General features: G+C 42.6%; 20 protein-coding genes and 1 other annotated feature. Of the genes, 8 read left to right on the top strand and 12 right to left on the bottom strand.

Translation table 11 applies throughout. The annotated features are described in order from the left end of the window. Positions 1–116: 116 nt before the first annotated feature. The 4 genes from ACQYAD_RS01895 to ACQYAD_RS01910 form a co-directional block, all read right to left on the bottom strand. Positions 117–578 (bottom strand): hypothetical protein, encoded by a 462-nt coding sequence (locus ACQYAD_RS01895; RefSeq protein ID WP_430234950.1) that lies wholly within the window; start codon positions 576–578, stop codon positions 117–119. A gap of 128 nt (positions 579–706) precedes the next feature. Further along, positions 707–838: a hypothetical protein gene (locus tag ACQYAD_RS01900; protein WP_430234952.1), complete on the bottom strand. Its 132-nt coding sequence runs from the start codon at positions 836–838 to the stop codon at positions 707–709. A gap of 53 nt (positions 839–891) precedes the next feature. Further along, positions 892–2,361: an amidase family protein gene (locus tag ACQYAD_RS01905; RefSeq protein ID WP_430234954.1), complete on the bottom strand. Its 1,470-nt coding sequence runs from the start codon at positions 2,359–2,361 to the stop codon at positions 892–894. Between the two features lie 92 nt (positions 2,362–2,453). After that, the gene (locus ACQYAD_RS01910; protein ID WP_430234956.1) at positions 2,454–3,581 is read right to left on the bottom strand and encodes a DEAD/DEAH box helicase; all 1,128 of its coding nucleotides are present in this window, start codon (positions 3,579–3,581) and stop codon (positions 2,454–2,456) included. 490 nt (positions 3,582–4,071) lie between these two features. Between ACQYAD_RS01910 and ACQYAD_RS01915 the strand changes: the two genes are divergently transcribed. Together ACQYAD_RS01915 and ACQYAD_RS01920 are read left to right on the top strand one after the other, a co-directional pair. Then, on the top strand, positions 4,072–4,473 hold the full coding sequence (locus ACQYAD_RS01915; protein ID WP_430234958.1) for a GNAT family N-acetyltransferase: 402 nt from the start codon (positions 4,072–4,074) through the stop codon (positions 4,471–4,473). Positions 4,474–4,531: 58 nt separating this feature from the next. Then, positions 4,532–4,942, top strand: coding sequence for a (deoxy)nucleoside triphosphate pyrophosphohydrolase (locus tag ACQYAD_RS01920; RefSeq protein WP_430234960.1), 411 nt, complete (start codon positions 4,532–4,534; stop codon positions 4,940–4,942). A 35-nt stretch (positions 4,943–4,977) separates the two neighbouring features. Here ACQYAD_RS01920 and ACQYAD_RS01925 read toward each other — a convergent pair whose 3' ends face one another. Genes ACQYAD_RS01925 through ACQYAD_RS01940 form a run of 4 tightly spaced genes read right to left on the bottom strand, consistent with a single transcriptional unit; the run spans position 4,978 to position 6,615 of the window. Continuing rightward, positions 4,978–5,079, bottom strand: coding sequence for a hypothetical protein (locus ACQYAD_RS01925; protein WP_430234962.1), 102 nt, complete (start codon positions 5,077–5,079; stop codon positions 4,978–4,980). Between the two features lie 32 nt (positions 5,080–5,111). Beyond that, entirely contained in the window at positions 5,112–5,885 is a 774-nt protein-coding gene (locus tag ACQYAD_RS01930; RefSeq protein ID WP_430234964.1) for an MBL fold metallo-hydrolase, read from the bottom strand. Positions 5,886–5,942: 57 nt separating this feature from the next. Next, entirely contained in the window at positions 5,943–6,152 is a 210-nt protein-coding gene (locus tag ACQYAD_RS01935) for a heavy-metal-associated domain-containing protein (protein ID WP_430234966.1), read from the bottom strand. Beyond that, positions 6,124–6,615, bottom strand: a complete 492-nt coding sequence (locus ACQYAD_RS01940) for a flavodoxin (RefSeq protein WP_430234968.1) — start codon at positions 6,613–6,615, stop codon at positions 6,124–6,126. Before ACQYAD_RS01940 ends, ACQYAD_RS01935 begins: the two co-directional genes overlap by 29 nt. An 89-nt stretch (positions 6,616–6,704) precedes the next feature. On the opposite strand from ACQYAD_RS01940, the gene ACQYAD_RS01945 reads away from it, so the two are divergent. Beyond that, positions 6,705–7,049, top strand: a complete 345-nt coding sequence (locus ACQYAD_RS01945; protein ID WP_430234970.1) for a Crp/Fnr family transcriptional regulator — start codon at positions 6,705–6,707, stop codon at positions 7,047–7,049. Between the two features lie 34 nt (positions 7,050–7,083). On the opposite strand, the gene ACQYAD_RS01950 is transcribed toward ACQYAD_RS01945, so the two are convergent. Further along, positions 7,084–7,341 (bottom strand): amino acid decarboxylase, encoded by a 258-nt coding sequence (locus tag ACQYAD_RS01950; RefSeq protein WP_430234972.1) that lies wholly within the window; start codon positions 7,339–7,341, stop codon positions 7,084–7,086. A 216-nt stretch (positions 7,342–7,557) separates the two neighbouring features. Here ACQYAD_RS01950 and ACQYAD_RS01955 point away from each other — a divergent pair, with 216 nt between their 5' ends. Beyond that, a complete protein-coding gene (locus ACQYAD_RS01955) occupies positions 7,558–7,836 on the top strand; it encodes a hypothetical protein (protein WP_430234973.1) in 279 nt (92 codons plus the stop codon). Positions 7,837–8,013: 177 nt separating this feature from the next. Here the strand turns inward: ACQYAD_RS01955 and ACQYAD_RS01960 are convergent, their stop codons facing one another. Next, the gene (locus ACQYAD_RS01960; protein ID WP_430234975.1) at positions 8,014–9,816 is read right to left on the bottom strand and encodes a WG repeat-containing protein; all 1,803 of its coding nucleotides are present in this window, start codon (positions 9,814–9,816) and stop codon (positions 8,014–8,016) included. 182 nt (positions 9,817–9,998) lie between these two features. Continuing rightward, positions 9,999–10,241 (top strand) — a binding site (T-box leader). Between the two features lie 44 nt (positions 10,242–10,285). On the opposite strand from ACQYAD_RS01960, the gene brnQ reads away from it, so the two are divergent. Beyond that, positions 10,286–11,623 carry a branched-chain amino acid transport system II carrier protein gene (brnQ, locus tag ACQYAD_RS01965; protein WP_430234977.1) on the top strand — a complete coding sequence of 446 codons (1,338 nt, stop codon included), beginning with the start codon at positions 10,286–10,288 and terminating at the stop codon, positions 11,621–11,623. Positions 11,624–11,692: 69 nt separating this feature from the next. Here brnQ and ACQYAD_RS01970 read toward each other — a convergent pair whose 3' ends face one another. Then, positions 11,693–12,676: a Gfo/Idh/MocA family protein gene (locus tag ACQYAD_RS01970; protein WP_430235193.1), complete on the bottom strand. Its 984-nt coding sequence runs from the start codon at positions 12,674–12,676 to the stop codon at positions 11,693–11,695. Between the two features lie 158 nt (positions 12,677–12,834). Here ACQYAD_RS01970 and ACQYAD_RS01975 point away from each other — a divergent pair, with 158 nt between their 5' ends. Next, a complete protein-coding gene (locus ACQYAD_RS01975; RefSeq protein WP_430234979.1) occupies positions 12,835–14,493 on the top strand; it encodes a glutamine--tRNA ligase/YqeY domain fusion protein in 1,659 nt (552 codons plus the stop codon). A 226-nt stretch (positions 14,494–14,719) separates the two neighbouring features. On the opposite strand, the gene ACQYAD_RS01980 is transcribed toward ACQYAD_RS01975, so the two are convergent. Beyond that, positions 14,720–16,135: an amino acid permease gene (locus tag ACQYAD_RS01980; RefSeq protein WP_430234981.1), complete on the bottom strand. Its 1,416-nt coding sequence runs from the start codon at positions 16,133–16,135 to the stop codon at positions 14,720–14,722. 270 nt (positions 16,136–16,405) lie between these two features. Between ACQYAD_RS01980 and ACQYAD_RS01985 the strand changes: the two genes are divergently transcribed. Further along, positions 16,406–17,371, top strand: coding sequence for a bile acid:sodium symporter family protein (locus tag ACQYAD_RS01985; RefSeq protein ID WP_430234983.1), 966 nt, complete (start codon positions 16,406–16,408; stop codon positions 17,369–17,371). A gap of 309 nt (positions 17,372–17,680) precedes the next feature. Continuing rightward, complete coding sequence (locus ACQYAD_RS01990; RefSeq protein ID WP_430234985.1) at positions 17,681–18,133, top strand: GNAT family N-acetyltransferase; 453 nt, start codon at positions 17,681–17,683, stop codon at positions 18,131–18,133. Positions 18,134–18,427: the final 294 nt, after the last annotated feature.

The following is an 18,427-nucleotide window of genomic DNA, read 5'->3' on the forward strand; positions in this document are numbered from 1 at the left end:
ACGGATAAATTTCAAATTTCCGCGGATAAACCGAACTTTTTCACGGATATTCCCTCGATTTTCGCGGATAACCCGCCGCGGGCTCCTCTTTGGATGAGGCAATGATCGAAATACGGCTAAACGGGGTTTTTTCGCGGATAAATTTCAAATTTCCGCGGATAAACCGAACTTTTTCGCGGATATTCCCTCGATTTTCGCGGATAACCCGCCGCGAGCTCCTCTTTGGATGAGGCAATGATCGAAATACGGATAAATGGGGTTTTTCCGCGGATAAACGGGATTTTTTCACGGATAAATTTCAAATTTCCGCGGATAAACCGAACTTTTTCGCGGATAACCCGCCACGGGCTCCTCTTTGGATGGGGCCAATGATCGAAATACGGATAAATGAGGGTTTTCCGCGGATAAACGGGATTTTTCCACGGATAAATTTCAAATTCCCACGGATAAACCGAACTTTTTCGCGGATATTCCCTCGATTTTCGCGGATAACCCGCCGCGGGCTCCTCTTTGGATGGGGCCAATGATCGAAATACGGATAAACGGGGTTTTTTCGCGGATAAACGGGATTTTTCCACGGATAAATTTCAAATTTCCGCGGATAAACCGAACTTTTTCGCGGATATCCCTTGGATTTTCGCGGATAGGATCGGAGATATTCCAACTTAAAAAGTGAAAAAGCCCCCAAACCGGGAGGCTTTTTCACTTATTTATCAAGCGGGCGGTTGCGTTTGTAGTCTTCGCCTGTCGTAAACTCAACTAATTCAGAGCTTGTTTTCCCTTTTTTCGCATTGTTGTTTCGCTGGGCATTTTGGTTTCCTAATTTCGTTCTTCCCATCCATACCATCTCCTTTCAAAAATAGTATGGATGAAAGCATGCCCCGTTATGCTTCACACAGAACCAAGCTTTGGTGCTTTGCGGGCTTTCGTTATCTGTTCAAACGCGTAGGCAATTTCAATCAGTACGGGCTCGCTGTACGCCGTGCCCGCAAACGTCACTCCGACCGGTTTCCCGTTACTCGTATAGCCAACCGGAACAGCAATTGATGGATAGCCCGCTTTTGCGCTAATGTGCGATCCCTCATCGCTTGGAAAAACAAGCACATCCAATTGATCTTTTTCTAAAGCAAAATCAATTCCCTGCTCTGCCGCATGGTAAAAATCAAATTCCAACGTCTCGATATAGGCCGGTTCCTTTAAAGAACCGCTCGTTTCTTCGGAACGGATCAACTGAATTTGTCCATATTTTAACATTTCTTCAGCATTTTCATGATTAAACTCGATCAAATCTTGCAACGAGCGAATGGCAACGGAAGGAGCCAGTTGACTTAAGTATGCATTTAAATCCGGCTTAAATTCGTAAGTCAGCACATCATATTTCCAGTCGATTTCGGCCGAAGGAATTTCCACCTTTCCAACCCATTCCGCTCCGGAATTTTTTAAAATCGGCAAGACCTCTTCCAACACCGCTCGCTTTTCTTTGTCCACTTTTTCAAAAAAGCCATCCCAGGCGAGACCGATTCGTTTTCCTTCCAAACCTTCTTTTTTTAAAAAAACCGTAAAATCGGTTTCGCTTAACGGGTTGGTTAAGGTGACCGGGTCGCTGGCATCCTTGCCTGTTAACGCGGTTAAAAGACTGGCCGCATCTGCTACGGTGCGTGCCATCGGACCGGCCGTATCCTGGGTGTGGGCAATCGGAATGATCCCCCTGCGGCTGATCAACCCGACTGTCGGCTTGATACCGACGAGCGAATTTTGGACGGACGGATTTAAAATCGAACCAGATGTTTCCGTCCCAACGGCTGCAGCAGCAAAATTGGCCGCAACAGCCGCTCCTGAACCCGCACTTGAACCGCCGACATCAAATTTCCCCGGCCCATACGGATTTAATGTTTGTCCGCCTCTTGAACTGTAGCCGCTTGGCATTCCTTCGGTCATAAAATTGGCCCACTCCGTCATATTGGTTTTCCCAAGAATCACCGCTCCGGCAGCCCGCAATTTTTCAGCGACAAACGAATCCTTTTGCGCAAAAGAATCCTTTAAAGCAAGCGACCCGGCACTTGTATGCATTTTATCAGACGTGTCGATATTGTCTTTGATCAATACCGGTATACCATGAAGCGGGCCCCGCGAGCCGGAAGCCTGACGCTCCGCATCAAGGGCAGCAGCACTATGTAAAGCATCGGGATTGATTTCCAAGACCGATTTTACTTGATGATCGTACAAAGCGATGCGGTTTAGGTACATCAAGACGAGATCCTTCGATGTCAGTTTCCCGCTCTCCATCGCTTGTTGCATTTGCGCAATAGTAGCTTCTTCAAGCCACTGTTCACCCCATTTTTTCAGCTTTGGACTTTCCATTTTTCATTTCCCCCTAACAAAGACTCTATTACTCATTCGATAACCAGGCAAAAGAATCCTCTAAAAACGAAATAGCCAGTCAGCACGACTAGCTATCTTTCGTTCGGATCGGTCATTTGCCCTTTGTAAAAAATTCGTTTGCTTACGGAACTATTCAACTCGCGGGCAAAGCGCTTCAATTCTCGTTCTTCGCGATCGGTTACGAGGGAAATAACGATTCCGTTTGCCCCCATCCTCCCTGTTCGGCCGGAACGGTGGACATACTGGGTGATGTCTTTTGGAAAATCCAAATGAACCACATGGGTAACCCCTTGAATATCAAGGCCGCGTGCAGCAACATCTGTTGTGATCAGCATTTTGATTTTTCCATCTCGGAATGCTTTTAATGCTTTCTCGCGCTCCATTTTCGGTAATTCGCTGTGCAGCAGTCCAACTGAAAGTTCTTTGTAGTTTAACTTTGCGGCGGCGACTGAAACTTCGGCAATATCATTGATAAAAGCAAGCGCTTTAATCCCTTCGAGACGGGCAATTTTTTCGAGCAGTTTCATTTTGTCCCTTTTTTCACTGACAAAATAAAGATGTTCCACCGTTCCTGCGGCAACCGTTTCATCTTTTTTGATCCGAATCACTTCAGGATCTTTCATAAATTCCTTTGCTGCCGCTTCAATTTCCGGTTTAAGGGTTGCGGAAAATAAAATAACTTGCCTGTCACGGAGGGTAGACTTGATAATCTCGCGAACTGAACCGCCATGTTCGCGGGTGAGCAGCTGATCGGCTTCATCGAGAACAATCGTTTTCACTTCATGCATCTTCAGCTTTTTTTGTTTGACCAGTTCCAATAGCCGCCCCGGAGTTCCGAAAATCACCTGCGGACGTTTTTTGATTTTTTCCAATTGCCGTTTCAGATTGGCTCCGCCGATAAAAGAAGCGCCGCGAATGCCACTTGCTTCCGACCATTTTTGGAATTCCCCATATACTTGCATCACGAGCTCCTGAGACGATGCCAAAACAACCGCCTGGACATTCCCGCTTTCCGGGTTGATTTTATCAAGAACCGGCAGCAAATAGGCCAGTGTTTTTCCCGTTCCAGTTGGGGATTCAGCCATCAAATCCCTGCCTTCCAAAATAACCGGAACAGCACTCGTTTGAATTGACGTGGGCGTTTGAAAGCCTGATTTTTCCCAAGCTTTTTGTAAAAAAGGTTTGAACGTAGGGTACATTGAAATCTCCTTGTTTTTCAGTCTCTCTCGTTATCATTCGTAGCTTAACGATTTTCCATTCGTACTGATACTAACCGAATTGCGGGTGGGTGTCCAGTCAAATCAGACAGCCCTCTTGTCTTCGTAAGCTTTTTCCAATAAATTACACTTAGCCATCTTTTTAAAAGATAGATTTCACCATTCCAAAGAATTGCATATTTTTTTATTAAAATAGCTCTGTTAATGAACAATGTTAATATTTGAAACCCAACCCAGTTCTTGCTATAATTGCAATTAGAACAAATGTTCCGTATCGTTAATGATGGACAGCGTTCAAGTAACCTTTAAAATACATCGACAAGTTCTCCATACTATAAAAGAGCTTCTGCCTACATCATTTGTATTTGAAATGGCAGAAACTTATGATAGTTTCCGTCTATCTAGGTTCAGCGCTTAAAAGGTCATTAACGGGCAATTGGTTTAAAAATATTGGGAGAGGAGAACTCGATTTATGGAAATTAGAAAACCAAACGATTTGGAGCATAAAAAGGTTTTATCACTTTCACCACAAGCATTATTCGATGGTACATTAGACGCTGCAAAACCGTCAGATGAGAAAGTCAAACAACTAATTGAACCATTATTGCAGAAAGGTAGCTATCATTTGATAGCAACTGAAGGTAATAATCTAATGGGTTCAATTCTTATAGGAAAAAGTAAAGAACAATTTACCGAAAAGATATATGCATTTATTTATGAATTGTTTGTGTTAGAGGAATTTAGGGGAAATGGAATTTCAAAACAATTGATAGAAACTGGTATCGAACATCTTAAACAAGATGGATATTCGAAGGTTCGTTTAAGTGTATATACAGGAAATCAAGCGATTAAAATCCCTAGTGCATGCCCTTAACTTTTTTTCTGTCCTCATGTTATCATTAATCAACAAACAAGTTTCACAGGAGGGTCTAATGAAAAAAACAGTAAAAGTTGTGGCGGCAATTATTGAAAATAACAAGGAAGAAATACTTTGCGCCTTAAGATCTCCACAAATGACAATCCCGAATATGTGGGAATTCCCTGGCGGAAAAGTGGAGAAGAACGAAAGTCTTTTCTCTGCCTTGGAAAGAGAAATAGTTGAAGAGCTTGGCTGCAAGATTAAAGCGGAGAGTATCTGCAATGAACACACTCATGAATATGATACCTTCACGATTAATTTAATTACCATTAAGTGCAGGATTACTGAGGGAACACCCGCAGCAAAGGAACATTCCAAACTTATTTGGCTTAAAAGAGAAAATCTAGCCTCCCTAAAATGGGCTCCAGCAGATATTCCAGCCGTTGAGCGATTAATACGTGAAAAACCAGTCCCCTTCCGCTGAAGAGACTGGTTTTGTTTACTGTAGATTGATTCCTCTCACCTTGTTTGGAGATATTGGTAAAGCCTATAATCAATCGGCTGTTCCATCACCAGATTCATATGAACAACAGGTATTTCACGTCCGTTCTTGTCTTTCATTGTTGCCTGCTCGATCTCGTTTTGATCCGGAGTTACCCTTCCTCTCCGGACATGGGCTGACCGTGGCCGGTAATAGCCATCGCCGGCTTTAGCGCTTCAAGTTTTTTGACAGAAGCATGGGCAGCGTTCCAATCGGTTGTAAAGTATTTCGGCGGCCCGCTTATTTCCTTATGCTGAGTAATGACATTGTAGAGCGATTCCTGTCTGACGGTAACAAATGCGTCACCGGCAATCAGCATACGGTCACATTCGCGAAAAAAGGAGACGTGTCCGGGCGTATGGCCTGGCGTATGAATCCACTTCCAGTCCGCAAGAACCGGGACTGTACCATTGGCAGGCAAAGGTTGGATCTGTGTGGAAAGATCAATCCCATGATTCGGAAACAGTGGCGACATCTCAGAAACAAGCCCGCCATCAACGGTCGGATCTCCCGCCGGATAATCTTGTTTGCCAGTTAAATACGGAATTTCAAGTTCATGGGCATAGACGGGAACAGTCCACTCTTCTAAAAGATCTGCCAATGACCCCACATGATCGAAATGTCCGTGCGTAAGAAGGATTCCACTTGGCCGGATTCCTTCCCCAAATCGCTCAGTAACCAGTTTCTTTATTTCTTCTGCCGACTTTGGCATTCCAGCGTCAATTAAGACGAACTCCTTTGTTTCTTCAGGGCTTCCGATCAAGCAAAGATTGACAATCTGATCAGTATAGCAATAGACATCTGGCAGCACAGCCACACCGGTGCCGCTGGCAATCGAAGTGACCGGCAGAAAGGATTCCTCAAAATGATTATCTTGAATAAGCAAAAAAATTCCTCCCCTTTTTTCTTAGTATGAAGCAGGGAAGAAATTTTATAAAAAAACTCAATCAAAAGCGCGAAGCGTAAAATGGTTTAAAGAACGGACAATTTCATCCTGTTGGACCATTTGCTTATTAAACAGTACATGTAAGTGTCCCTGACCTGCAATGATTTGGACACCCTCAACACCAGGAATCTGCTTGATCCTTTTTTTGATTTTTCGAATGCATCCTGAACACGCCATATCATTTACAGGTAATTGAATTTTCGTCATTTTGTTTCCCTGCCTTTTCGATTAGTTTTTTTACAAACTCTTTGCCAAATTGGATGCATTGCTGTTTTTCCGCCTTGGTTGGCGCAAGCTCAATTTTCAAACCTTTTGCAATGATTTTGGCTCCTCTTTCTGCCAATTTGGCTTCTAATAGGTCAACCGCCCTGCCACGTTGGTCATACGAAGAATCACAAGAACCAAAGGCAGCGGCAGCCTTCCCATCTAATCGGATCCCGTCCATTTCTTCATAAAAATCAAGGAATTCATCCGGCAATTCTCCATCTCCCCATGTATGCGCGCCAAGTAAAATGCCATCATAGGCGAAACAGTCTGCGACATCCGCCAGCAAAATATCTTTTATCTCCACAGCGGCTCCCGCTTCCACCATTCCTTTCCCAATTTCCTCGGCGATTTCTTTTGTGTTGCCCGTCATACTTGAAAAGACAATTAAGCAAGTTGCAGACATTGGATTCACCTCTTGTTTTTCTCCATTTTACTAAAAGTAGGTGCAAATAAAATTGACCTATATCAAGTAAGAATGATTTTTTACAAACGATGACAAAGAATGCAGAAATGTCCTTCCGGTTTGTTGTTGCCTTGAATGACCGCTTGTACGAAGCGGATGAATCAGTTGGATATTTAAGCCTAATGGATGTAGAAAAACGGCTTGCCCGGGCGCTGCTGCTTTTTCATAAAAAAATGAATGCGGGTTCTAACGCGTTTTCGTTGCCCATTTCCAAAAAAGATCTGGCGAGTTTTATTGGAACGTCTCCCGAAACCGTCAGCCGCAAGCTCTTATCGTTTGCATCGCAAAAGATAATTGAACTTCACGGACAGCGATTGATTAAAATCCTTGAATTGGTGCGGTTAAAGCAAGTTGCCGGGGGCGAAGACAGCTAATTCGCTTCCGGCAACGCGGATCGCCACGAGAAGCTTACAAAGGATTCAATTTTACAGTCATCAGGCGAAAATGCCCAGGCTCGATTTCATTCACAATAACGTTCATCCCCAAGGATTCCAGTCCCGCGATCAGCGGCTGTCCATAATGGGGAATATGGATTTCAATAATGGTTCCGATCGGCACGGTTTTGACAAAATCGATAATTTCCTTCCTTGGGTGCTCTCCTTTAAGAATTCTTTCACGCATATCCAAGATCGCAATTTTTCCATCTGCTTGTATCGCATTGCCCATAGCTGTTTCTCCCTTCAGGATCTTTTGGATTTATTCTACCTTTTTCTTTTTCTAAAAAAATTGATCTGCATCAAGATACGCTATGAGGGTCAATGAAATTTTTGCATATGGTGTAAGATTGTGAAAGTATTGTGAACATTATCGCTCAACTGCGATATTGTTATGCTTTCAATGATAAAATGAAGCAAAGATAACAACATATCGGAGTTGAATACAATGTTTAAGAAGATCTCGCTTCTCGCAGCTCTTTTGGTTCTTCTTGCGGGTGCCCAAGCGTTTGCCCAGTCCAATGCCGGTATTACCTCATTTCAATCAAGAGAAACAATTTCGGGTCTCTTCCATAAAATAGATCTTGCATCACAAGAAACCCCAAAGCAACTGAAAAAAACAGTTTACCCTGCCATATCTGCCTACATTTTGCCCGGGGGCGTCATCTTCTTCTTTCTTGTCGTTTTCACCGGATACTGGTTTGTCTTTCGAAAACGCCATTTATAAGTAAAACCGGGCAAAAACCGCCCGGTCCTTTTTAGTTTGGCTGATAAATGGAGGGTATTAGGAATGCCTCTAATGACCGTTCGGTCCTGTTAAACCCGAGAATCGGGCATTTGGAATGCCCCTAATGACCGTCAAACCTTGAGAAACCTGTGAATCGGGATCGCTTCTTTTTCCACTTTAATGAAATGCTCGCCAGAATGCGCCTTTTTTATCGAGGATTTCGTCGATGTCGGCAAATGGAATTGTAAACGTCGGGAAGCCTGCTGCGTACGGGGCGATTTCATAGGGCAGAAAGTAAATCGAAATCGAGTCGCTTTTAATAAAAAACGGCTGCTCGGCCTGAATTCCTTTAAAACTTCCGGGAAAGACGTACGAATACTCGGGGTCATTGATGATTTGTTTGCCAATGATGGCACTGATTACTTTTACATACTGGCTTCCGGGCTTGAATAAATCTTTCAGCTGATAAAAGACCCCGCTTCGAAGATCCAAATGCGCATATTTTTTAACAGGCATGCCATGGGCTGCTCCAAATGGGTAATCGTAACCCGTAATTTCAATTTCCAGCAAATGCCCTTTGTAAAAAGGCAGCTCGTAATCCCCAAAATAATTTGATTCAAGCTGCAAGTGCGGCGGCGTTTCTTTAATTCCCGATAAGTCCTTTATGGTTTGATTCACGATGGTCTCCTTTGCTCCAAGACCGCGAATGCGAGGGTAATAGACAAGAAAGTCTTTATTCGGTTTGTACTTCTCCTCCTGAACGCTTAAACCGCTTCCAAGCTCAATGATCCGATTTTGCTCCCAGACGCGCTCACCTTTTTTATCAAAATACATAAGCCGGTAATCAATTTCCCCTTTAATCAGCGATTGGTCAAACCTCAGCTCGCCGCTGCCGCTAACAATAGGGAGATGCTTTACTTTTTTGCCATTTTTATCGATAAAAAAAATCGTTTGCCCATCACTTGCAGACGCAAAGCCATTTTCGTATTTCGAAATCCGGTTGTAAATAAACCCTGTCAACATGTGACCATCATAATCGCCAACAGCAAAGGTCGATCCAATATATGGCTTTTCCGAATCAATCGCTTTGCCAAGCGCAACTCTCCCTTCCCCAAGGTCTTGAAGATCACTATATTGCGGTTTAAAAATAAACTGGCCGTTTTGGTTGATGAGTCCGTAGAGAGTTTTCCCACCATTTCCTAGTTGAACAATTGCACGCCCATTCCGGAATGCCTCCGCCCCTGTAAATTGCGGCTGGATCCTAACATTCCCTGCCTCATCCAGATAGCCGAATTTGCCGTTTTCCCGGTTTTTGAAGACGAGCAAACCATCGCCATACTCCCCAACATAGGGATAGGAATATTCATGGAGGACTTTCCCTGTCAATCCGATCAACGCAAATCGGCCACTCGTGATCTTCACAACCGCTTTTTTTTCAACAAAATCGGAAGCTGTTTCATAGGAAAGCGGAAGGACTTCTTTGCCCCATTTATTCAAGTACCCATACAAATAACGGCCAGTTGCTGTTCCTGCAATCAGGGCTCTACCGCCTTTATAATCACCGATAAAGGAATAAGCCCGTTCCGTAATTACCTTGCCGCTTTCGTCAATCACTTTAAAGCCTTCATGGTCAATCACCGTTGCCCGGCCTTCGGAAAAAGGATTGATCGTCTCATACTTTGGCTTTACGATTAAATATCCATTCAAATCAATGATTCCGGCAAGATCCAGGTAGCGGACGATCGCCAGTTCATTGTCTTGGAAATCTCCTGCATGTTCATAGAGCGGAGAAAGGATCCACTTCCCTTTTGAGTTGATATAGCCCCACTTATCCCCGCCAATCGCTTTGATGGCGGCAGGATAGAGATAAACGGACCGTGCTCTCCCGTTTGTTCCTGCATCCTGTTCCATAGGTTGTTCCACTGCTGGTTTCTGATCGTGTCCGGGGGAAGGATCCATTTTTCGCTTTCTTTTAAACATTCGTAAGTCCCCCATATCGCTTTTTGATATGTATATGAAAAAAAGCGGGATAGGTGCCTATAGCCAAACGAGCTGGTTCCTTTTTCAAATTATTTTTTTAAAAAAACTTCTTGCAAAATGTTCAAAAAATTATATAATCATACTATCAATATATTGATTCTGATTTTTTTGAAAAAGTTGTTTTAAAATCGATGACGAGAACAGTAGCAAGCATTCACTTGATCAATAGAGAGCCGGCGGTTGGTGCAAGCCGGAATCAAGCTGCCTGTGAACATCATCTCTGAGATGCAAGGCCGAACATCCAGTAAGCCTTCGCCGGAACTGTCCGCCGTTACAATGGGCCGCGTATGATGGTACGTTGATCGAGAGCCGCAGATTTTATATTGCGGAAGTAGGGTGGTAACGCGAGCACGCTCGTCCCTAGATTAGGGGCGGGCTTTTTATTTTGGTAAAAAGGGAGAGATCACACATGAAGAAGAAAGAGACTTTATTCGTTGGATTAATGCTATTTTCAATGTTTTTCGGTGCCGGAAACTTGATTTTCCCGCCATTTCTCGGAATGGGCGCCGGAACTGCCTTTTGGCCGGCAATTATTGGGTTTATTTTAACTGCAGTTGGCTTGCCTTTGCTTGTTCTGATCGCAATTGCACTTGTAAAAGACGGCGTCAACACCCTCGGCAGCCGGGTGCATCCATGGTTTGGACTTATTTTTACGATTGTCGTTTACTTATCAATCGGTCCATTTTTCGGGATTCCGAGAAATGCGAACGTTGCGTTTGAAATGGGGTTTAAACCGTTTTTCGGAGCAGCGTCATCCAGCACCACCCTGTTTTTATTTGGATTTACCGCTGTATTCTTTTTGCTCGTCTATCTCTTAAGTTTGAATCCATCAAAAGTTGTCGACTATATGGGCCGATTGATTACCCCGACATTGCTGCTCTCGATTGTTGTTCTATCGGTGACAGGTTTTGTCAAATTAAATCAGCCATTCAAAGCGCCAACGGAAAATTACCAAAGCGCCTCATTGGTTAAAGGGTTTATTGATGGTTATTCGACAATGGACGCTCTTGCCGCTCTGGCATTTGGCATTGTCGTGTTAACAACGCTGAAGCAAAAAGGGATCAAAGAGAAAAATCAATTAACAGCCTATACAGTAAAAGCCGGTTTGATTGCTGGCACCGCCCTTGCTCTCGTTTATGTTGCGATCGGCCTGCTTGGGGCAAAAATGAGCCCATATGGCACGTATGCAAACGGATCGGAACTGTTGTCAGCGGCTTCCACTATGTTGCTGGGAACAGGAGGAAAAATTCTTCTCGGCTTCATTTTCACTCTTGCAACGTTTACTACTTGTGTCGGATTGACGATTGCGTGCGGACAATATTTTGCCAAAATCGCCCCAAAAGTCAGCTATAAGTTTGTTGTCACAATGATCACAGTCGTGAGCTTTTTAATCGCCAATCTTGGCCTAAACCAAATTATCAATATCTCGGTTCCATTCCTTGTCATGGCCTACCCGTTAACGATCGTACTCGTCACATCTTCGTTTTTCCACCGTTTTTATCGCGGTTCAAGCAAAGTGTATGCAGGTGCGATGTTGTTGACCGGTCTTGTCAGCTTAAACGACGGCTTAAAAATGTTCGGATTAAAATTACAAGCCGTTCAGCCGCTGATGGATGCCCTTCCCTTCGCTTCCGTTGGCCTTGGGTGGGTCGTTCCGGCTCTTGTCGGCGGTGTGGCCGGGCTTGCGCTTGACTGGCTGCGCAAACAGCCTGCTGCGGAAACCGCTGATATGAAAGAAGCATCGTAATTGAGAAGGGGCTGTCCAAAAACGAATTTTTTGGAGCCCCTTTTTTATTCGTCCTGCTTTTTATCAACCTTATTTCTCCGAATCGAAAACAATCTTGTTTTGCCTTCTTGCTTCTTCTGTGATCCCCAAAACGATTTTGCTTAGTTCCTTCAGTTCTTCATATTTCGTTTGATCACCGGTCTTCAGGATAGCGGCAATTTCGCGGCATTCGTACACCATGTCTTTTTCTTCCTGCGGCACACTTAACAACCGGCTCTCCTTTGAGTGGCTGTCGACAAACTCGATTTGTGAAATCGGGGCGGCGTCTTCCATAACAAACGTCCCCATCTCGCCATGGATTTCACAAACAATGGTGGAATGCGATACTTTTGAACAAAGAATCGTACAAATAAACTCATCATACTCCAACACAAGTGTTCCGCTGCCGTCTACCCCGCTACGCAAAACAACCGGATGATACGTTGACTTTTTTGGCGCTCCGAAAAGTCCAACTGCCAAATAAAGCGGATAAACGCCAAGATCCACAAGTGCCCCTCCAGAAAATTTAGCATTGAAAATATTCGGCACTTCTCCCTGTAAAAACAAGTCATAACGCGACGAATATTGAATATACGGCAAAATTGCACTTCGAACCTTTCCAGCTAAGTGCACGTTTTCCTTTAAAATTTTAAAATTAGGCGTATGAAGATTGCGGATGGCTTCAAACAGGTAAACACCATTTTCCTCCGCTGCTTGATAGGCTGTCAGCAATTCCTTTGTGTTTGAAAAAATCGGTTTTTCACAAATGACATGCTTCTTATTTTTTAGAAATATCATCGCTTGCTCAAAATGAAGTGAATTGGGTGAAGCAATATAGACCGCTTCGATCACATCACTTTTTGCCATTTCTTCAAGATCGGTAAAAATCATCGATGCGCCATATGTATCGGCGAGGATTTTCGCATTCTCTTCATTGCGGGAGTAGACTGCCGTTAATGTAAATTCATGGCTAAGCTGTGCCGCTTCAATAAAAGAGGAGGTAATCCACCCCGTACCAACTGTTCCGAAGTTTATCATTTATACTTCTCCTTCCTGTTCTTGCTTTTCACTTTATTTTACCTTTTTCGCATGAAAATGAACATTTTTCACTGCAAGAAATCTTGCGAAGAATGGAAAAATATCATTATTTATGTTATATAAGTAGTACATATAATGAAAGAGGTTGAAAAAAAGTGGACAATACTTCGTCTAATTTTATTAAGGATATTATGATTAGCGACCTGGAATCCGGAAAACGCAAATCCGTTGTGACCCGCTTTCCTCCGGAGCCGAACGGGTATTTACATATCGGACATGCTAAATCGATTATTCTCAATTTCGGTCTTGCAGATGATTTTAACGGCAAAACGAATTTGCGCTTCGATGACACCAACCCATTAAAAGAAGATATTGAATTTGTCAATTCGATTAAAGAAGATGTGAACTGGCTGGGATTTGAATGGGACGGGTTATTTTTTGCTTCGGATTATTTTGAAGAAATGTACAACCGTGCCGTGCTTTTAATCAAAAAAGGACTTGCCTATGTCGATGACTTATCCGCCGACGAAATTCGCCAGTACCGCGGCACATTAACCGAGCCTGGAAAAGAAAGCCCGTACCGCAACCGCTCTATTGAGGAAAATCTTGACCTGTTTGAAAGGATGCGCAAAGGGGAATTCGGCAATGGCGAAAAGGTGCTTCGCGCCAAAATTGATATGAGTTCGCCCAATATTAACTTGCGCGACCCTGTACTGTATCGCATTTCTCACGCAACCCATCACAACACCGGCGATAAATGGTGCATCTATCCAATGTATGCTTTTGCCCACCCAATTGAGGATGCCATTGAAGGGGTTACCCATTCGATCTGTACAATTGAGTTTGAGGATCAGCGACCTCTTTACAACTGGGTTGTCGAACAATGTGAAATGGAAAACAAGCCACAGCAAATTGAATTCGGCCGTTTGAACGTAACCAACACGGTGATGAGCAAGCGCAAATTAAAGCAACTAGTTGAAGAAGGCTATGTAGACGGCTGGGATGACCCTAGGATGCCGACTATTTCCGGAATGCGCCGCAGAGGCTATACACCTGAAGCAATCCGCGCTTTCGTCCGTGAAACAGGGGTATCGAAAGGCTCCGGTGCAGTCGATTCGCAAATGCTTGAGCATTTTGTCCGTGAAGATTTAAAGTTGAAAGCTCCACGAACCATGGGTGTACTCAAGCCGCTTAAAGTAGTGATTACGAATTATCCTGAAGGACAAGTCGAATGGCTTGATGCGGAAAACAATCCGGAAAATCCGGAAATGGGGATGCGGAAAATTCCATTCTCGCGTGAAATTTATATTGAACAAGACGATTTCATGGAAAATCCGCCTAAGAAATATTTCCGTTTGTTCCCAGGCAATGAAGTACGCCTCAAACATGCTTACTTCATCAAATGCGAGGAATTTATTCAAGATGAAAATGGAGAAATTGTCGAGCTTCGCTGTACGTACGATCCAGAAACGAAAAGCGGCACCGGTTTCACTGGCCGTAAAGTAAAAGGAACGATCCACTGGGTGGAAGCGACAAACGCCATCCCGGCAGAATTCCGCTTATACGAACCGCTTATTTTGGATGAACAGGAAGAAAATGAAGAGGGCGAAGATAAATCGTTCCTCGAACGGGTCAATCCAAACTCCCTCGAGGTATTAAATGGATTCGTGGAACCAAATATGAAGGATGTCGAGCCTCAGGACAAATTCCAATTTTTCCGTCACGGCTATTTCAACGTCGATCCGAAAGACACAACAGCCGACCAACTTGTTTTCAATCGAATCGTTTCCTTAAAAAGCTCCTTTAAATTGTAAATGAAAACTCGCCGACTGGCGAGTTCTTTGGACGAAGACAGAGTCGTAGTTGAATTGACCACGCTCGTATACCTGCCACATCCTGTGGCACTCGCCTGACTAAGACGTCCTGTCCATCGTCCGTTCAGAATTTATCCATATAAATTCTGGTGTAGCTAAAAAACCAGGCAGCCAGTGCCTGGTTTTTCAATGTTCAAGCTTGGCATTCATGGCCAAGCTTTTTCTATTATCCGATTTTGCGTATTTGCTGGAGCGGCTGATTCAAGGTGGAATGCTTGCGTCCATAGCCAAAGTAGACAAACAAACCAATGACAAGCCAAGTAAAGAAGCTAATCCATGTTAAGGCTGGCAGTTGCAAGACCAGGTAACCGCTGAATAAAAACGAGAGAATTGGAATCCACGGAACAAATGGGACCTTGAAACCTGTTTTGGGCGCATCCTTTGTTTTCCGCAAGTACAAAATTCCAACAGACACCGTCATGAATGCAAACAGTGTGCCAATATTGGTTAGTTCAGCCAACTTACTTAATGGAACAAATCCGGCAAAAATGGAAACAAGGAATGCTGTAATCCACGAATTAACAATTGGTGTCTGTTTCTTTTTGTCAATTTTAGAGAAAATCTTCGGCAACAGGCCATCACGGCTGATTGCATAGAATAGGCGCGTTTGACCATAAATCATCACAAGCAGCACCGTTGTAATTCCGGCAATCGCTCCAACGGAAATAAATCCCGCCACCCAATCTTGGTGGATATAATTCAACGCAAAAGCGACCGGATTTTTCACATCAAGATTTTGGTAAGGAACTATTCCGGTCAGAATTCCTGAGACAATAATGTACAAAATCGTACTAACTAATAATGAAGCAATAATTCCAATTGGCATATTCCGCTGCGGGTTTCGCACTTCTTCGGCAGCAGTTGAAACGGCATCAAATCCAATATAGGCAAAAAATACTGTCGCCGCCCCGGTGGCAACCCCTGAGAAACCAAACGGCATAAACGGTGTCCAGTTTGTCGGTTTCACATACCATGCTCCAACTGCAATAAAAAGCAAGATAACCGCTAATTTTACAATAACAATGATCGAATTAAATTTTGCTGATTTTTTAACACCTTGAGTTAGTAAAAAGGTAATGAGCAGCACAATTAAAATCGCCGGAACATCCACAAATGTACCATTGGCCGGATCATACGCGCTCGTTAACGCTTTTGGAAAATGAATACCAAATCCTGCAAGCAAGCCTTGAAAATAACCTGACCAACCGCTGGCAACAGCAGAAGAAGCCAGCCCATATTCCAAAATTAAGTCCCATCCTAAAATCCAGGCAATCAGTTCGCCAAAGGTTGCATAACTATACGTATACGCACTCCCTGATACTGGAACAGTCGACGCAAACTCCGCGTAACAAAGGGCCGCAAACACACAGGCCAGCCCAGATAAAATAAAGGACAGAATCAACGCAGGTCCCGCATGTTCTGCAGCTGCTACCCCCGTCAAAACGAATATCCCAGTACCGATAATTGCCCCGATACCAAGCATGGATAAATCAAATGCCCCTAATTCTTTCTTTAGAGCCGCATTCTTTTGCCCGGTCTCTTTTATAAGATCCGTAATGGATTTTTTTCTAAATAAATTCATGATGTGCCTCCTAAATTGCAAAACATTTATTCCAAACATTCTGACAAATATGATCAAATTCGAAACATATCGACATAATATAACAAATTTTTTAAGATTGCAACGTTTTTTGAAAAATAAAACAATTAATTTCTTGTTTAAAAAGCTTGTTTATGTCTATTGTGTTAATTTACAAAAATCTTATCCCGCAAACATCTGGTAACGAATATTTAAATTATATTGAAATATTTAAAATATTCCCTATAATTAAGTGGTAAAGGGGGAAGTAAAGTGAAAACAATTGAAAGAATAAGTAAATTTACAGGAGACACCTTTGCACTTTGGGTAATTTTCTTTGGGGCATTAAGTTTTTTCTATCCCAGTGGCTTTACATGGATTGCCCCACATATTACTCTGCTGCTTGGTATCATTATGTTCGGCATGGGCTTGACCCTTTCACCGAGTGACTTCAAAGCGGTTTTTAAAGCACCAAGAAGTGTTTTAATAGGAGTTTTAGCTCAATTCATTATTATGCCGCTTCTGGCATTTGGATTGGCCAATCTGTTTCAACTTGAACCAGAAATTGCAGTAGGTGTTATATTGGTAGGATGTTGCCCAGGGGGTACAGCGTCCAACGTAATGACCTTTTTGGCAAAAGGAAATACTGCACTATCCGTCGCCGTTACATCCATTTCAACATTGCTAGCACCTATTTTAACCCCTACATTAACCTTATTATTAGCCAGCAAATGGCTTCCGGTTTCTGCTAGCTCTATGTTTGTCTCAATTGCACAAATCGTTTTAGTTCCTATAGTACTTGGAATTATCGTTAAGCTTTTATTTAAAAATCAGGTTGCAAAAAGCGTCTCTGCCCTTCCGTTAATATCTGTTGTTGGGATTGTTGCAGTCGCTTCTGCTGTCGTCGCGGTAAACGCTGGCAAAATTGCTGAAACCGGTCTATTGATTCTTGGTGTGGTTGCATTACATAATGTTTTAGGATTGCTTTTCGGCTTTCTTGCTGCAAAATTACTGAAACTTGATTTTAGTTCGCAAAAAGCGATTTCAATCGAAGTTGGTATGCAAAATTCAGGTCTAGGCGCGGCTTTGGCTCTGGCCCACTTCTCACCTTTAGCAGCTGTTCCAAGTGCGATCTTTAGCGTTTGGCACAATATTTCTGGCCCGATTTTAGCTACATGGTGGGGAAAACGCTCGAATAAAAACTCTATATCTAGTTCTCCCGTGCCATTTACAGACTAATCATTATGATGATTTACTGAAAGATAAAAGTAGCCCTATTAGTGGGTAAGTAGATCAGTTTAGGAGTACAAAATGTAAAAACGTTCTCCTAAATTGAGCTACTTTTTTATTATATTTTCGCAGTAAAAATTGCACGTTAATTCGTAAGATTCTATTGAGGTATTTGTTAATTAAAAGATTGTTTTGATAATCGTGGTATACTCAATAAAGAAAGTTATTCAATACGGCAGATTTAGAAGAGGATAGTTCTATGTTTTGTAAATCGCATCAAATAATTTGGGGTGATTTTTTATACGAGGAGTAATAATAATGGAATTGGAAAGCAGTAGATTAAAAATTATACCTTGTACGAAGGAAACTGTTCAGATTGCTATAAATCAAAACTATGATAATGGACCAGAAATATACAATCATTTAAAGCACCTAATGGAAGACCCGTCTTTGTTTTATTGGGGTAGTTGGATTGTAATGCGTAAATCCGATGGTGTTATCATTGGGGATTTGGGCTTTAAAGGAAAGCCTGATGTAAATAAAACAGTTGAAATTGGCTATGGGTTTCTTGAAGATTATTGGAATAATGGTTATGCAACTGAAGCAGTAGGTGCACTAATACAATGGGCTTTTAGCGAATCTAAAATAGAAAAAGTTAAAGCAGAAACGCTAAAAGAAAATTACGGTTCTATCCGTGTATTAGAAAAGTTACATTTACAAAAAGTTGATGAAACAGAGACAGTGTTTCATTGGGAACTTAGTAAACAATAAATTGCAATTGCATATCAGTCAGTATTTTTTTCGGCATATTTAGCGTGTTGCTTTGTAATTTCCCTTGTTCGCTCAGAGATTTCTCAGTTAACCTTTTTGGCACTTATTCCTTTTGGCTCCAAATATCGCATCACAAATCAGTTCGAATATTTACATCTATTCAAAATTTCAGTCTTGCTAATTTTATCCGATTCACTATACGAATTGAGAAAAAAACGATTATAAACCCTGCTATACCAACAAAAAAGGTATCCCAAAATCTTACGAATTGGCATACCTTTCAATATGTTTTTC

Source organism: Neobacillus sp. SM06, assembly GCF_050496765.1.
In the GTDB taxonomy this organism is placed as follows: Bacteria; Bacillota; Bacilli; order Bacillales; family Cytobacillaceae; genus JAEVLT01.

Bases quoted from the DNA above. Each gene is read 5' to 3' on its own strand.
- ACQYAD_RS01900 (WP_430234952.1), bottom strand. From the start codon at position 838: ATGGGAAGAACGAAATTAGGAAACCAAAATGCCCAGCGAAACAACAAT.
- ACQYAD_RS01905 (WP_430234954.1), bottom strand. From the start codon at position 2,361: ATGGAAAGTCCAAAGCTGAAAAAATGGGGTGAACAGTGGCTTGAAGAA.
- ACQYAD_RS01910 (WP_430234956.1), bottom strand. From the start codon at position 3,581: ATGTACCCTACGTTCAAACCTTTTTTACAAAAAGCTTGGGAAAAATCA.
- ACQYAD_RS01915 (WP_430234958.1), top strand. From the start codon at position 4,072: ATGGAAATTAGAAAACCAAACGATTTGGAGCATAAAAAGGTTTTATCA.
- ACQYAD_RS01920 (WP_430234960.1), top strand. From the start codon at position 4,532: ATGAAAAAAACAGTAAAAGTTGTGGCGGCAATTATTGAAAATAACAAG.
- ACQYAD_RS01925 (WP_430234962.1), bottom strand. From the start codon at position 5,079: ATGAAAGACAAGAACGGACGTGAAATACCTGTTGTTCATATGAATCTG.
- ACQYAD_RS01935 (WP_430234966.1), bottom strand. From the start codon at position 6,152: ATGACGAAAATTCAATTACCTGTAAATGATATGGCGTGTTCAGGATGC.
- ACQYAD_RS01940 (WP_430234968.1), bottom strand. From the start codon at position 6,615: ATGTCTGCAACTTGCTTAATTGTCTTTTCAAGTATGACGGGCAACACA.
- ACQYAD_RS01945 (WP_430234970.1), top strand. From the start codon at position 6,705: ATGACAAAGAATGCAGAAATGTCCTTCCGGTTTGTTGTTGCCTTGAAT.
- ACQYAD_RS01950 (WP_430234972.1), bottom strand. From the start codon at position 7,341: ATGGGCAATGCGATACAAGCAGATGGAAAAATTGCGATCTTGGATATG.
- ACQYAD_RS01955 (WP_430234973.1), top strand. From the start codon at position 7,558: ATGTTTAAGAAGATCTCGCTTCTCGCAGCTCTTTTGGTTCTTCTTGCG.
- ACQYAD_RS01960 (WP_430234975.1), bottom strand. From the start codon at position 9,816: ATGTTTAAAAGAAAGCGAAAAATGGATCCTTCCCCCGGACACGATCAG.
- brnQ (WP_430234977.1), top strand. From the start codon at position 10,286: ATGAAGAAGAAAGAGACTTTATTCGTTGGATTAATGCTATTTTCAATG.
- ACQYAD_RS01980 (WP_430234981.1), bottom strand. From the start codon at position 16,135: ATGAATTTATTTAGAAAAAAATCCATTACGGATCTTATAAAAGAGACC.
- ACQYAD_RS01990 (WP_430234985.1), top strand. From the start codon at position 17,681: ATGGAATTGGAAAGCAGTAGATTAAAAATTATACCTTGTACGAAGGAA.